The organism is Nocardia jiangxiensis NBRC 101359 (assembly GCF_000308615.1).
In the GTDB taxonomy this organism is placed as follows: domain Bacteria; phylum Actinomycetota; class Actinomycetes; order Mycobacteriales; family Mycobacteriaceae; genus Nocardia; species Nocardia jiangxiensis.
In genome coordinates this window covers 50172-64737 of sequence record NZ_BAGB01000005.1, presented here as the reverse complement: position 1 = coordinate 64737, position 14566 = coordinate 50172, and the positions used below count along the sequence as shown (strand labels likewise).

The 14566-nt window shown below is 68.3% G+C and carries 13 protein-coding genes; 7 read left to right on the top strand and 6 right to left on the bottom strand.

The window, feature by feature from the left end:
- Positions 1 to 882: ROK family protein (locus tag ON40_RS01530; RefSeq protein WP_040817533.1), on the bottom strand; the 882-nt coding region annotated here is incomplete at its 3' end.
- 482 nt (positions 883 to 1364) lie between these two features.
- Between ON40_RS01530 and ON40_RS01525 the strand changes: the two genes are divergently transcribed.
- The 7 genes from ON40_RS01525 to ON40_RS01495 all read left to right on the top strand — a co-directional run bounded on the left by ON40_RS01525 (position 1365) and on the right by ON40_RS01495 (position 9664).
- The gene (locus tag ON40_RS01525) at positions 1365 to 2132 is read left to right on the top strand and encodes a GntR family transcriptional regulator (protein WP_040817531.1); all 768 of its coding nucleotides are present in this window, start codon (positions 1365 to 1367) and stop codon (positions 2130 to 2132) included.
- Positions 2133 to 2360, top strand: coding sequence for a 4Fe-4S dicluster domain-containing protein (locus ON40_RS01520; RefSeq protein WP_040817529.1), 228 nt, complete (start codon positions 2133 to 2135; stop codon positions 2358 to 2360).
- Between the two features lie 48 nt (positions 2361 to 2408).
- Positions 2409 to 3836, top strand: a complete 1428-nt coding sequence (locus ON40_RS01515; protein WP_040817526.1) for an ABC transporter substrate-binding protein — start codon at positions 2409 to 2411, stop codon at positions 3834 to 3836.
- Between the two features lie 53 nt (positions 3837 to 3889).
- Complete coding sequence (locus ON40_RS01510; protein ID WP_051192525.1) at positions 3890 to 4735, top strand: ABC transporter permease; 846 nt, start codon at positions 3890 to 3892, stop codon at positions 4733 to 4735.
- Positions 4732 to 5502, top strand: coding sequence for an ABC transporter ATP-binding protein (locus ON40_RS01505; RefSeq protein WP_040817523.1), 771 nt, complete (start codon positions 4732 to 4734; stop codon positions 5500 to 5502). Before ON40_RS01510 ends, ON40_RS01505 begins: the two co-directional genes overlap by 4 nt.
- Positions 5503 to 5526: 24 nt before the next feature.
- Positions 5527 to 8223, top strand: coding sequence for a fumarate reductase/succinate dehydrogenase flavoprotein subunit (locus ON40_RS01500; protein ID WP_040817521.1), 2697 nt, complete (start codon positions 5527 to 5529; stop codon positions 8221 to 8223).
- 220 nt (positions 8224 to 8443) lie between these two features.
- Positions 8444 to 9664: an arylsulfotransferase family protein gene (locus ON40_RS01495; RefSeq protein ID WP_040817519.1), complete on the top strand. Its 1221-nt coding sequence runs from the start codon at positions 8444 to 8446 to the stop codon at positions 9662 to 9664.
- Here the strand turns inward: ON40_RS01495 and ON40_RS01490 are convergent.
- From ON40_RS01490 to ON40_RS01470, 5 genes are all read right to left on the bottom strand, one after another.
- On the bottom strand, positions 9634 to 9891 hold the full coding sequence (locus ON40_RS01490; protein ID WP_157186157.1) for a hypothetical protein: 258 nt from the start codon (positions 9889 to 9891) through the stop codon (positions 9634 to 9636). The two genes, ON40_RS01495 and ON40_RS01490, sit on opposite strands and share 31 nt — an antisense overlap.
- A gap of 164 nt (positions 9892 to 10055) precedes the next feature.
- Positions 10056 to 11204 carry an LLM class flavin-dependent oxidoreductase gene (locus ON40_RS01485; RefSeq protein WP_040817515.1) on the bottom strand — a complete coding sequence of 383 codons (1149 nt, stop codon included), beginning with the start codon at positions 11202 to 11204 and terminating at the stop codon, positions 10056 to 10058.
- The gene (locus tag ON40_RS01480) at positions 11201 to 12007 is read right to left on the bottom strand and encodes a DUF1684 domain-containing protein (protein ID WP_040817513.1); all 807 of its coding nucleotides are present in this window, start codon (positions 12005 to 12007) and stop codon (positions 11201 to 11203) included. Before ON40_RS01480 ends, ON40_RS01485 begins: the two co-directional genes overlap by 4 nt.
- The gene (locus tag ON40_RS01475) at positions 12004 to 13638 is read right to left on the bottom strand and encodes a dipeptide ABC transporter ATP-binding protein (RefSeq protein WP_040817511.1); all 1635 of its coding nucleotides are present in this window, start codon (positions 13636 to 13638) and stop codon (positions 12004 to 12006) included. Before ON40_RS01475 ends, ON40_RS01480 begins: the two co-directional genes overlap by 4 nt.
- A gap of 4 nt (positions 13639 to 13642) precedes the next feature.
- The gene (locus tag ON40_RS01470; protein ID WP_083895335.1) at positions 13643 to 14533 is read right to left on the bottom strand and encodes an ABC transporter permease; all 891 of its coding nucleotides are present in this window, start codon (positions 14531 to 14533) and stop codon (positions 13643 to 13645) included.
- Positions 14534 to 14566: the final 33 nt, after the last annotated feature.

Sequence of the window (14566 nt, the reverse complement as noted above, 5' to 3'; positions counted from 1 at the left end):
GCGCACGGCGCGGCCGAGGATCGCGGCCTCGCCGATGGTGGCCTCCAAGCAGCCGCGACGGCCGCAGGCGCATTCGATATCGGAGCCGGTGGGCAGGTGTGCGATGGAACCGGGGCCGCTGGCCGGGGTGTGCACCCGATCGTGCAGGGTGACCGCGACACCGGCGGTCTCCCGCGCGTAGATGTACAGGCTGCTGCCGGGGCGCTGCTGTTCACCGGGCGTGAGCAGCAGTTCCGCCGCCGCCATCGCCTCCACGTGCGCGGATATCGAGACCGGCAGGTCCAGCACGGTGGCGAAGACCGCGGCGACCGGTGCGGCCTGCCAGCCCAGGCGCGGATGATCGACCAGTCCGGCGGCCGGATCGACCCGTCCGGCCAGCGCGACGCCGGTCCACAGCGGCCGGCGACGCGGCAGCCGATCCAGGAACGCCTTGGCACTGCGGGCGATGATGGTCAGCGCGGCATCCTGGCCGACCTGCGGGGTGGCGATATCCAGCCCGCCGAGAATGCGTCCGGACAGATCCGCGGCGACGATCCGGGTCACGGTGGCCCCGATGTGCACACCCAGCGTGGCGAAGGTGTCGGTATCGACCTCGAAGGGAATGCGCGGACGTCCGACCGCCCCCGACGCGGTCAGATCGGCCCGCTCACGCAGCAGTCCGGTCGAAAGCAGCGCGGACACTTGACGATTGACCGTTGCGATACTGGAACCCGTTGTCTGCGCGGCGGAGTCGCGGAAGATCGGACCGCGCGTCGCGGCACGCAACACGGCGGCGGCGGGGTTGTCGGAGATACGCAGTTCGGGCGGTACCGCCGGACGCGCTGATACGACCCGGACGGGGGCGGTGGTGGTCGACGGTCGCTCGATGGTGGGGATCGTCATTTCGAATCCTTGTTGAAAAGCCCGCACGGGCGATGTTCGGCAACGACAACAAGGCAGTGAGAAGGGCCCGGACAGAACGCGACCGGCCGTCACGAACGAGCAGGAGCGGTTCTCAGCTGCGCGGCCGAGGGCAACACAGCTCGCGTTGCCGCGGCAGCCGCACACCGAGCGCAACGGTCACATAGGTGACCTGAGCGGCATTCGGTCGGCTGGGGAACATGGTTGAGAACGTTATCATCCCATGTGTCATGGACGCCAGACCAAGCGGTCTGCATGCATTCTGCTCAGCCGGATTCCAATATCTCGGCCCGGTCGGCGGGGTGGCGCAATGGCCGAAATCACTCCCGTTTCGGCAGGCTGCCGCGATCGATGTGCGGCGCATTACCCACCGGCGCACCCACCCGGCCCGGACATCGGCCCGGGGACGCGCGGATATCCCCTTATTCTCGGAAACCGCAGGTCACAGGCGGAAGGAGAATGAGTTGACGCCGCAACAGACCCCGCTGCACACCTCGATCCGCCGTGCCGATCGCGCCCGTCAGGTGGCCGACGTGCTGCGGCAGCAGATCCACGCGCAGACCTTCGCGCACACCCTGCCCAGCGAGGGTGAGCTCGCCGCCGAATTCGCGGTCTCGCGCAACACCGTGCGCGATGCCCTCGCGCTGCTCAAGGACGAGGGTCTCATCGAACGCGCGCCGAAGGTGGGCACCCATATCGCGCAGCGCAAGTACGAGCACGGCCTGGATGCGCTGCGCGGACTGAAGGAGACCCTGCGCGGTCACGGCGAGGTCCGCAACGACGTGCGGGTGATCACCTGGGTGACCCCGCCCCCGGCCGTCGCGCGCCGGTTGGACCTGAATCCGGGCGAGCAGGCCGTGTACATCGAGCGGCTGCGTTATCTCGGCGATCTGCCGCTGAGCCTGGATCTGACCTATCTCGCGCCGGATATCGGCGCCGAGGTGATCACCCGTGAGCTGGAGACCAACGACGTATTCGCCCTCATCGAGGAAATCGGCGGCGGCGCACTGGGTTCCGCCGATCTGGTGCTCGAGGCGATCACCGCGGACCCGCATTCCGCGGCCGCGTTGCAGATGCCCGAGGGCGGCGCACTGCTGCTCCTGGAACGACTGACCCGGCTCGAGGACGGCCGCCCGGTGGACCTCGAGTACATCCGGCTGCGCGGAGATCGAATCACCATGCGCGGCAGCCTCGTCCGGCCCGCGGAAAGCAGCGATTGGAGGCTGATCTGAATGGCCCTGGTGAACCAGCGCGCCGACGTCCCGGTGACCATCGATGAATCACTGTGTATTCAGGGGTGCACCCTGTGTGTCGAGATCTGCCCGCTCGACTCACTGGCGATCAACCCGGACAACGGCAAGGCATACATGCACGTGGACGAGTGTTGGTACTGCGGCCCGTGCGCGGCCCGCTGTCCCACCGGCGCCGTCACCGTCAACATGCCCTTCCTGCTGCGCTGATCCGCGCACCGAAATCGCCACTGCGCGAATAGCATTCCGAGGTCTCCGATGAAATACCGTCCTGCCCGCCTCATCGCGGGCTTATCAGCCGTGGCCCTGATCGCCGCGGGCTGCTCACTCGAGTCGGCCACGTCCGGGAATACCGTCCGGGTCGTGGTGGGCTACCAATCCAAGACCATCAATACCGTCACCGCCGGAACACTGCTGCGTGCCAAGGGATTTCTCGAACAGCGCCTGGCGCGGCTGACCGCGGCGGGCGGGCCGAAATATCAGGTCGAATGGCAGGATTACGACACCGGCGCACCGATCACCGCGCAGATGGTCGCGGAGAAGATCGATATCGGCTCGATGGGCGATTATCCGTTGTTGATCAATGGTTCGCGGACACAGGCGAGCGAGCGATCCCGCACCGAATTGGTGTCGGTCACCGGGTATCAGCCGAAAGGCTCGCTCAATATGGTTGTAGTTCCGCCGAATTCGCCGATCCGCGAGTTGAAGGAACTGGCCGGGAAGAAGGTCTCGGCGAGTGTCGGATCGGCCGGTGACGGAACGCTGCGCCAGGGACTGACCCGAGCCGGGATCGATCCGAAATCGGGTGTACAGATTCTCAATCAGCAGCCGCAGATCGGCGCTTCCGCGTTGGATTCCGGTCAGGTGCAGGCCCTTTCGCAGTTCGTCGCCTGGCCCGGACTGCTGGTGTTCCAGAACAAGGCCCAATTGCTCTACGACGGGGCGGAATTGAATGTGCCGACGTTCCACGGGGTCGTCGCCCGGCGGGACTACGCGAAACAGCATCCGGAGGTGCTCGACGCATTCCTGCAGGCACAGCTGGACGCGACCGACTTCCTGCACACGAAGCCGGTCGAGGCCGCCGAGACGGTGTCCCACGACACCGGACTGCCGGCGGAAGTGGTGTACCTCTACAACGGCCCCGGCGGGACCTCGTTCGACACACCACTGAAACCACAGCTCATCCAGGCTTTGAAGGGTGACATCCCGTATCTGAAGTCGATCGGTGATTTCGCGGATCTGGACGTGAGCGGATTCGTCGACGACGCGCCACTGCGGAAGGCGTTCGGCGAGCGGGGCGTCGACTACGACAAGGCGGTCGCGAACTTCACCGATCCGGCGCCGATCACGGGCACCGATCCGGTCGCGAACCGGCCGGTCACGGATCCCGCTCCGGCCGGGGAGATCTGGTTCGACGGGCAGGACACGACCCAGCCCGCCGCCGATCCGACGAGTCTGCTGCGTGCGGTGAAAGCCGCTCGGGCACAGGGCCGGAAGGTCCGCGCGGCCTACGTTCCCGACGCCGAGTTGGGTACCCGCTGGTTCGCCGACAAGGCGCTGTGGGTGCGTGACGGGCAGACCTACCTGCCGTTCACCACACCGGCCGCGGTACAGCGTTATCTGAGCGGGCATCCCGGCGGAGTTCAGCTGTCCTACGACCAGGCGATCGATGAGGTGCAGCCGTGAACGCCCCGGTCTCCGCTCGTCTCGACGCACCCGGCGGTGGGCCCGACATCATCGTGGCGACACCGTCGGCGGTCGCGACCGAATCCGCCGAGGGCGCATCGGACCGTGACGAAGGCGGCCGGGTGTGGCGCTCGCGGGCGATCCGGCTCGTCTCCGTCGTCGCGGCCATCGTCGTATGGCAGTTGTTGACCGCCAACCACATTCGGCTCTGGGTGCGTTTCGACACGCTGCCGACGGTCACCCAGATCGTGCACGCGTTCGGGCATCAGCTCGGCACCGGAACCTACTGGCTGGATCTGGGGCAGTCGGTGATCCGGATCCTGAGCGGGTTCGTACTCGCCGCGCTCGCGGGCGTCGCATCCGGTGTGGCCCTGGGACGTTCGCGCCTGTTCTCCGACATCTTCGGACCGCTGACCGAACTGGCCCGGCCCATTCCGGCGATCGCGATCGTGCCGGTGGCCATTCTGCTGTTCCCCACCGACGAGGCCGGAATCGTGTTCATCACCTTCCTGGCCGCGTATTTCCCGATCATGGTCAGCACCCGGCACGCGGTGCGGGCACTGCCGGTGATCTGGGAGGATTCGGTGCGCACCCTCGGCGGCGGCCGGTGGGACGTCCTGCTGCGGGTCGTGCTGCCCGGCAGTCTGCCCGGGGTGTTCGGCGGGCTGTCGGTGGGGATCGGGGTGGCCTGGATCTGCGTGGTCTCGGCCGAAATGATCTCGGGCCGACTGGGTGTGGGGTATCGCACCTGGCAGGCGTACACGATCGTGGACTATCCGGGAGTGTTCGTCGGCATCATCACCATCGGGGTGCTGGGCTTCGCGACGTCGGCGGCGGTGGAGTTGCTGGGTCGCCGCGCCACCGCCTGGCTGCCCCGGGCAGGAGCGGAGGCGAAATGAGCGAATCCCGCAGTACCGCGATGGATCTCCAGCTGGACCGGGTCGAGTTGCGCTATTCCGGAACGCCGGTGATCAGCGAGCTGACCCTGGATATCGCGCCGGGTGAGATCCTCGTGCTGACCGGGCCGTCCGGTTGCGGTAAATCGACCGTCCTGCGGGCGCTGGCAGGTCTGCTGCCCGCGCGCTCGGGGCGCGTTCTGGCGGACGGCGAACCGGTCACGGGCCCGTCCAGAGATCGCGCAATGGTTTTCCAGGACAACGCATTACTGCCCTGGCGCACGGTCCGCTCGAATATCGAACTGGCCCTGCGCCTGCGTGGTGAACCTCGGGCCGGGCGACGCGAACGCGCCGAACGATGGATCGAGGAGGTAGGTCTGACCGGATTCGGGAAATACCTGCCCAAGGACCTGTCCGGCGGTATGCGCCAGCGTGTGCAACTCGCCCGCGGCCTGGCCGGCGCACCCCGCGCGGTGCTGATGGACGAACCGTTCGGCGCGTTGGACGCGCCCACCCGGGCCACCATGCAGCGTCTGCTCGTGGACACCTGGCGAGCGCATCCGACCACCGTCGTATTCGTCACGCACGATGTGGACGAGGCGCTGCTGCTGGGTGATCGGATCGCAGTACTCGACCGGGCCGCCCGCCCGGTGCGGGCGCTGCTGGACATTCCCCGGCCCCGCGATCCGGACGCCGACCGGACCCGGTTGCGCACCGAAATCCTCGCCGCCCTGGATCGTTCGGACGATCTCGCCGCCGCCCATCCCTGACCATCGCCGCTTGGAGCACCGCTGATGAAGATTCCCGACCTGGCCGACACCGTCCGGCTCGACTGCGATGTGCTGGTGATCGGCGGCGGCACCGCCGGAACCATGGCCGCACTCACCGCGGCCGAACACGGCGCGAACGTGCTGCTGCTGGAGAAGGCGCACGTGCGGCACTCCGGTGCGTTGGCGATGGGGATGGACGGGGTCAACAATGCCGTGGTTCCCGGTAAGGCCGAACCGGAGGACTACGTCGCCGAGATCACCCGGGCCAACGACGGAATCGTCAACCAGCGCACCATCTATCAGACCGCGACCCGCGGATTCGCCATGGTGCAGCGGCTCGAGCGATACGGGGTGAAGTTCGAGAAGGACGCCTACGGCGAATACGCGGTGCGGCGGGTGCATCGCTCCGGGTCGTACGTCCTGCCGATGCCCGAGGGCAAGGACGTCAAGAAGGCGCTGTATCGCGTACTGCGGCAACGCAAGATGCGCGAGAAGATCCGGATCGAGAACCGGCTGATGCCGGTGCGGGTGCTCACCGACGGCGGGCGCGCGGTCGGTGCGGCCGCATTGAACACGCGCACCGGGGAATTCGTCGCCGTCGGCGCGAAGGCGGTGATCCTGGCGACCGGACCGTGCGGGCGACTGGGCCTGCCCGCCTCGGGATATCTGTATGGCACGTACGAGAATCCGACCAATGCCGGTGACGGGTATTCGATGGCCTATCACGCCGGCGCGGAGCTCTCGGGTATCGAATGTTTCCAGATCAACCCGCTGATCAAGGATTACAACGGCCCGGCGTGTGCGTACGTCGCCAATCCGTTCGGCGGCTATCAGGTGAATGCCGGCGGTGAGCGGTTCGTGGACTCGGACTACTGGTCCGGGCAGATGATGAGTGAGGTCAAGCACGAGATCGAATCCGCCCGGGGTCCGATCTATCTGAAGGTTTCGCACCTGCCCGACGAGACGCTCACCGCGCTGGAAGGGATTCTGCACACCACCGAGCGCCCCACCCGCGGCACCTTCCACGCCAATCGCGGTCACGACTACCGGACCCACGACATCGAGATGCACATCTCCGAGATCGGTTTGTGCAGTGGACATTCCGCGTCCGGAGTCTGGGTGGACGAGCATGCCCGCACGACCGTGCCCGGACTGTACGCAGCCGGGGATCTGGCCTGCGTCCCGCACAACTACATGATCGGCGCGTTCGTCTACGGCGATCTGGCCGGGGAGCACGCGGCGAGTACTCGTGTTGATATTGCTGCGCCACAGGAACTTCCGGCCGATCAGCTGGCCGACGCCCACGAACTGGTATACCGACCGCTGCGCGATCCGGACGGCCCGCCGCAGCAGCAGGTGGAGTACAAACTCCGCCGCTTCGTCAACGACTATGTGGCGCCGCCGAAAACAGCGACCAAGCTGTCCCTGGCGATCGAGACGTTCGACCGGATGAGCCGGGAGATCGCCGAGATGGGCGCGACCACACCGCATGAGCTGATGCGTTGTGCGGAGGTGAGTTTCATTCGCGACTGCGCCGAGATGGCGGCGCGCTCCTCGCTGACCCGCACCGAATCCCGCTGGGGCCTCTACCACGAGCGCGCCGATCTGCCCGAGCGTGACGACGAGCAATGGCACTACCACCTGAACCTGCGCAAGGGCCCGGACGGGGCGATGGAATTCCTGAAACGGCCTGTCGCACCGTATTTCGTTCCGGTGCCCGAACTCGCCGGACGATTCAGCGGATCGCAGGTCGCCGAATCCGTGGCACAACCCGGTCTGATCACCGGCCCGCCACGCACGGCCGCGGCGGACGCGGGCGTCGCACGGGCGCACACCGCGGCGACCGACACCGATACCGCCGCCGAGGTCGCGCCCGCGATCGCGCAGCTGCTCGGCCTGGACGCGCCCTCGCTCACCGAGTTGCGCTCCTTCCTGGCCGATGCCGACCCTCGCGTGCGCGCCACGGCGGTCTCGGTCCTGACCGAGGGCACGCCGGACGGATTCGCCGACGCCCTGATCGCCGCGCTCGGCGATCCGGCCGCCGCGGTCCGTGCCGCCGCTCTGGCCGGACTTCGGGAGCTGGTCGAAATCCTTCCTGCCACAACAGGTCTGGCCGATCATGCCGGTTCACCGGATCCGCTCGTGCGGGCCGGTGTGGTGGATCTGCTGCGGGCGCTGCGAGCGGGTTCGGCCGAACTGTTCGGCAAGGCCGTGGTGGACGACGATCACCGCGTGCGGATCGAAGGTGTGCGCGCCCTGGTCTCGATCGACGACTGGACCGCCCTGGCCGCCACCGCACACGACGAGAACCGCGAGGTCCGCATCGCCGCCGCCCAGGGCCTGGCCACCGTCGGACAGGGCGGCGCGGACACCGTGCGCGACCTGGCCACGGACCGCGATCCGCTGGTCCGTGCCGCTGCCCTGGCCGCGCTGTCCCGACTCGGCGACCCCACCGACGCGCCCGTCCTCACCACCGCCCTCACCGATTCGGCCTGGCAGATCCGCGAAGGCGCGGTCCGCGGCTGGACCGCCCTGGGTCCCGACCTGGCCGCGGACCCCCTGCGCACCGTCCTGTCCGACCCGCACCCCGACGTCCGCAAGGCCGCGGTCCTCACCCTCGGTCTCTGGCCGGACAACGCCGCCGCCCGCGACGCACTCCGCCAGGCCGTCGACGATTCCGACGCCGACGTGCGGGCATATGCCCGTCGCGCCCTCGGCTGACCCGGCATTCCAACGAATGCACCCGCACCGTGCGGCTTGCTCGCTGCCGATTGCGGCGGGTGCGCGGCGCGACACCTCGAGCGTGGGCCGACACACCGGAACATGCTGTGCGGGTTCGGGGTCCGATCATCGTCGGCCTACGCTGCGTGTCACAGAGTCACCACAGAAACAGGAGGTAGCCTCCCGCCCGGATCCATTCATTAGCCTGGCTAGGAATCATATGATACGGAATTCGCACCATATCCGACGCGGCGCCGCCGCTCTGGCCGCGGCCGCCGTCGGGCTCGGGGCCGCACTCGCTCCGTCGGCCGCGGCGGCGCCACTGCCGAGCGTGCCGGTGGGCGCGCTGAGCTACACGGTCGATGTGAACCAGCCCGGCGCGAGTCCGGGGTACATCTACTACACCAGCGGAGTGAGTGCGGCCGCGCTGGTGCCGGGGCTGGGCCAGGCGCTGTCGAATGTGCCGCAGGCCGCGCCCGGCAACGTGGTGATGGACAAATCCGGTCGCGAGGTCTGGCGATACACCCCGCCCAAGGGCCAGGACGTATCGAACTTCCGGACCCAGACCTATCAGGGCAAACGGGTGCTGACCTGGTGGCAGGGCAGCACCGTCGGCGGGCACGGCACGGGCACCGACCACATCGCCGACGAGCACGGCCACGTCATCGAAACGCTCAGTGCCGGAAACGGTTTGAACTCGGATGTGCACGAGTTCCGGCTGACCCCCGACGGCCGCGCGCTGATCACCGCGTACCGGGAGGTCGACGCGGATCTCAGTGCGATCGGCGGCCCGAAGAACGGCAAGATGTACGACACCGTCGCCTCGGTGGTCGACGTCGCCAGCAAGAAGGTGCTGTTCCAGTGGAGTGCGGCCCAGCACGTCCCGCTCACCGACACCACCGCGAGTACCTCCTCGCCGGGTTCCGCGGTCTACGACCCGTTCCACATGAATTCGATCGCGCTGGATCCCCAGGGGAATCTGGTCATCTCGATGCGCGACACCTCCGCGGTGTACGACGTCGACATCCACACCGGGAAGATCCGTTGGCAGCTCGGCGGTAAGCATTCCACCCTCGCCCTGGGTCCGGGCGTGCAGTTCGCCTTCCAGCACGACGCCGAATTCGACGGCCCCGATACGATCCGGCTGTTCAACGACAATTCCAGCGGTCAGCAGACGCTGGGTGTGTCGAGTGTGCAGTGGATCCACGTGGACCCCGCCGCGCGTCGGGCGACGTTGGTGCGCAACCAGATTCACCCGAGCAACCTGGTCGCTCCGGCGATGGGTAACGCACAGGGCCTGCCGGGTGGCAATACGCTGGTGGGCTGGGGTATGGCCCCGCACATCTCGGAGTTCACGCCCTCCGGCGCGCTCGTCTACGACGTCGCGCTGCCGATGGGCACCTACCGCGCCTACCTGGAGGACTGGGCTCCCACGAAATAGCCCGTAGCGCAGGCGTTTCCGCCGCCCGTCACCGATGTGTGGCGGGCGGCTTCGCATGCCGGACCGGTCCGCAGCCATACGCCCGCACCGAATCGTGCTTGTCTGTCGGGCGGTAATGCCTTGCAGTGCTGCTGAATCCACCGGACCCGATCGTCGTCGGACGGAGTCACCAGGGCGAATCCGATCTGCCCCGGTGCGGTGAGCCGGGCCAGATCGGCGGTGGTCATCGCCCGAGCCGATCCGGTGCAGCCACCGAAAGCCGGGACCGGCGCACCCGTGGTGTCGCAGTGACCAATATCCGGCGATGCCCGAACGGCGGTCGATCGAATTGTGCCGAATTCCACCCTCCGGCCCGGATTTCCACCCAGGGTTCGATGCTTGCGCCCGTGGATCAGGCCGCGCGCACGTGCGACAACCCCCACTCCTGCGCGAGTAGGCGGTGCGAGGTGAGCCGGTCCTCGTGACGATGGGTGACGCTGGTGATCACGAGCTCGTCCGCGCCGGTCAGCTGCTGGAGCGCGGCCAGGCGGGCGGTCACCTCGGCGGGGGTGCCGACGAACTGCGTGGTGATCCGATCCCGTACCAGACGTTGCTGCTGCTCGGACAGCGGCTGCGCGGTATCGGGGTCCTGGTATTCGGCCGCGCCCGCACCGCTGCGGATGCTGTACACCCAGTGCCCGTAGGTGGAGGCGAGATGTTCGGCCGTCGCATGATCCGGCGCCACGACGACGTCCGCGGACACCACCAGGTACGGCTTCGGGTAGCGAGCCGAGGGTCGGAACGATTCCCGGTATGCGGCAACGGTTTCCAGAATCGTGCCGGGGGAGACGTGGTAGTTCGCCGCGAAGGGCAGTCCCAGTCGTCCGGCCAGCCGCGCGCTCTCCCCGCCGCTGCTGCCGAACAGCCACAGTTCGATCTGCGCGTCCTCACCCGGAACAGCGTGCAGCACAACGCCTTCGCTGGATCGGTACCCGCTGTCCAGGAAGGCGCGAATCTGCTCGACCTGTTCGGTGTAGTCCAGCGGCCGTGCACCGGGCAGCGTCAGCGCCCGCAGCCCGGCCTGGAGACGAACGGTGTCCAGCAACTGTCCCGGGCTGAACGGCGGCGGAATCACCACACCGTCACGCACCTGGATGGGCCGTTCGGGGGTGTGCACGGGTGGCACGCCCGCCGAGCGAATCTGATCGGCGCGATGTCCCGACCGGCCCAGACCGAGATCCAGGCGGCCCGGATACAGCGCATCGATCGTCCCGAACGCCTCCACCACCGAGGCCGACGCGTGATGCCCCAACTGCACCGCCGCCGAGCCCACCCGGATCGTCTCGGTGGCTGCCGCGATCAGCCCGATCAGCGTCACCGGTGACGAACTCGCCACTCGCACGAAATGATGTTCCGCCACCCAGAACCGCCGATACCCCCACCCCTCGGCGCGCTGGGCCAACTCGATCGTGTTCCGAATCGCCTGGCGCGGTGTGGATCCCGCGCTGACCGGAGACAGATCCAGAACCGACAGCGGGACGCGCCCGCCCGAGACCGTCACGACCGCACCTCCCGCCGCGGATCGCGTTCGCCCGCTTCGACGGCCACGCCGAGCCGGTTCTCCGGCGGCGCGACCGGGCAGGTCGCGTAATCGGTGAAGGCGCAGGGCAGATTCTGTGCGCGATTGAAGTCCAGCCGCACCCTATTGTCCGAGCCGGGCGTCCCGATCGGCAGCAACCGGGCGCCGGGATAGGTGCTCACACCGCTGGTGCCATCGGTGAACAGCAGGCGCAGACCGGTTTTCGGGTCGCCGAAGGCCACGACCGTATGCTCGGCCCCACCGAGGGTGAAGCGCACGGTGCCCGCCGCCGGATGATGGTGTTCCAGCCCCTCGACCACCGCACCCGTGGTGACGGTGCGGGCGGTGTCGTAGGGAGTGAATTCGCCCGCGGCCACCCAGCGCGAATCCGGTGCGAAGGCGGGAATTTCGGTGAACGCCGCCAGAGCGGGGGCAGCCGGATCGTGGATGCGCAGCGCGAACTGCCCGGTGCGGCGAATAACCTCGACGAGGCGGTCGCCGACGCGCACCTCGATACCGGGGGCTCCCTCGCCCGGGGTCAGCGTGGTGCGGCCGGTGAGCGCCGGCCCGTCCAGGACGTATCCGTCGCCGGAATCGGCTGTCACCACCACGGTTTCACCGTCGACGCGCCAGCGGCCGGGCAGCCCCTCGACGTTCTCCTCGGCCTCGCCCAGCCAGTGCAATCCGGTCAGGCTCAACCAGCCCAGCGGCTCCCGGGCCCACGCCTCGCGTTCGGCATGCCACGCACGCCAGTGCTGTTCGAATTCGGTGGTCGCCGTGGTCATGACACAGGTACTCCTTCACGGTGGGTGAGCTTCTCGGACGTATCCCGTCCGCCGGGGACGGCCGACAGCAGCTCGCGGGTGTATTCGTGCGTCGGTTGATCGAACAGTGTTGCGGTGTGCGCGGTTTCGACGATTCGACCGGCCCGCATCACCGCGACACGGTCGCTGACCCGCCGCACCACGGCCAGGTCGTGCGAAATGAACAGGTAGCTCAGCGACAGTTCGCGTTGCAGGCGCTCGAGCAGTTCGAGGATCTGCGCCTGCACCGAGACGTCCAGCGCGGAGACCGGTTCGTCGAGCACCACGAGCTCCGGGCGCAGGGCCAGGGCACGGGCGATCGCCACCCGCTGACGCTGCCCGCCGGACAGTTCGGCGGGCAGCCGATCCCGGTGGTCCGGCGGCAGCGCCACCTGCTCGAGCAGTTCGCCGACCTGCTCGCGCCGCGTCCGCCGATCGCCGATACCGAAGGCCCGCAATGGTTCCGCGATGCTCTGCCCGATACTCAGCTTGGGATTCAGCGATGCGTACGGATTCTGATAGACGACCTGGACCCGTCGCCGGAACTCGCGCAGCCGCGCACCGCGCAGCCCGCCGACGCCCTGGCCGTCGAAGGTGATCGTGCCCGCATCGGGTCGTTCCAGCAGCGTCAGGATTCGAGCGGTGGTGCTCTTGCCGGAGCCGGATTCACCGACCAGCGCGAGGGTTTCGCCGCGATCGATGTGCATCGTGACGTCGTCGACAGCGGTGAGCCTGCCGTGCGAACCGGTCCGGAAGGTACGGCGAAGTCCGGTGGCCGACAGCAGCGGCGTCGCGCCTCGAGGTCGGACCGGCCGGGTCGGCGCGTCCAGTGTCGGGACCGAATCCAGCAGCCGCCGCGTGTATTCGTGCTGCGGATTGCCGAGAACCTCCGCGGTACTCCCGGATTCGACGATCTCACCGCGACGCATCACCACGATACGGTCCGCGCGGTCGGCCGCGACACCCAGATCGTGGGTGATCAGCAAGACCGCGGTACCGGATTCGGCGGTGCGTGCGGCGAGGTGGTCCAGGATGCGGCGCTGCACGGTGACGTCCAGCGCACTGGTCGGCTCGTCGGCGATCACCAACTCCGGGCCGCAGGCCAGGGCGATGCCGATCAGCACCCGCTGACGCTGCCCACCCGAGAGGTCCTGCGGATATTGGCGCGCACGCAGTTCCGGGCGGTCCAGTCCGGCCGCGGCAAGAATCTCCACCGCCCGCGCTCGCGCGGTGCGGCGGTCCGCCCGGCCGTGGATGCGCAACGCCTCGGCCACCTGATCGCCGATGCGCAGCACCGGATTCAGCGAGACGCCCGGATCCTGTGGCACCAACCCGATCCGCGCGCCACGGATGGCGCGCAGATATCGCGGGGAGGCGTCATCGATCCGTTCGCCCGCGAAGGTGATCCGGCCGCCGGCCACCGTGCCGCCGCCGAGCAATCCGATCACCGCATGCGCGAAAGTCGACTTGCCCGAACCGGATTCACCGACCAGGGCGACGGTCTCCCCCTGCGAGACCGTCAGCGAAGCACCGGCGACTGCGACGACCGGCCCGCCGCTGCCGGAGTATTCCACCCGCAGATCCTGTACCCGCAACAATGCTTCGTCGCTCATGCCGTCACTCCGTCTTTCCCCAGATGCTGCCCAGCCGCTGCGCGGACAGCACGACCGCGACGATGACCAGTCCGGGGAACGTCGTCATCCACCACGCGGTGGCCAGGTAGTCGCGACCGTCGGCGATCAACGATCCCCATTCCGGCGTCGGCGGGCGCGCACCGTAGCCGAGGAAACTCAGCGAGGACACCGCCAGGACGGCGACCCCGAATTCCACCGCCACCAACGCTGCGACCGGGGCGTACGCATTGCGCAGCACATGCCGCACCAGCACGCCGGGCCAGCGCACACCGGCGGCGAAGGCCGCCTCCACGTACGGCGCGCGCCGCACCCGGACCACCTCGGCCCGCATCACCCGGGCGAAGGTGGGGACCAGTGCGACGCCGACCGCGATCGCGACGTTGCGGGTGCCGAAGCCAAGGGCGGTGACCAGCACCAGCGCGCTGAGCAGCTCCGGAATCGACAGCAGCACGTCGACCAGCCGCATGATCGCGGCATCGACCCGCCCGCCGATCGACCCGGCGAGCAGACCCAGCAGCGAACCCGCGAGCAACCCGATCAGCACCGCGAAAACTGTTGCGGTGACCGATAGTTCGGTGGCGTGTACCACCCGCGTATACAGATCCCGCCCCAGATTGTCGGTACCGAACCAATGCCGCGCACTCGGCCCGCGCAATTTCTCCGCCGGAACGCCGCGCAGCGGATCGGCCCCGGCGAACAGCGACGGAACCACCGCCCAGCCGAGCACGAGCAGCAGCACGATCGATGGCAGTGCCGCCGACCGACCGGAGGTCAGCAGTGCGCGCGCGTCCGGCACGAACCGCCGCACTGCCCGCGGCTCGACATCCGCTTCATTGGACCGAAAAACCGTTGTGCTGCTGGAATTTTCGCTCATATCCGCACCTCGCTGACGCCCCACCTCGACGTC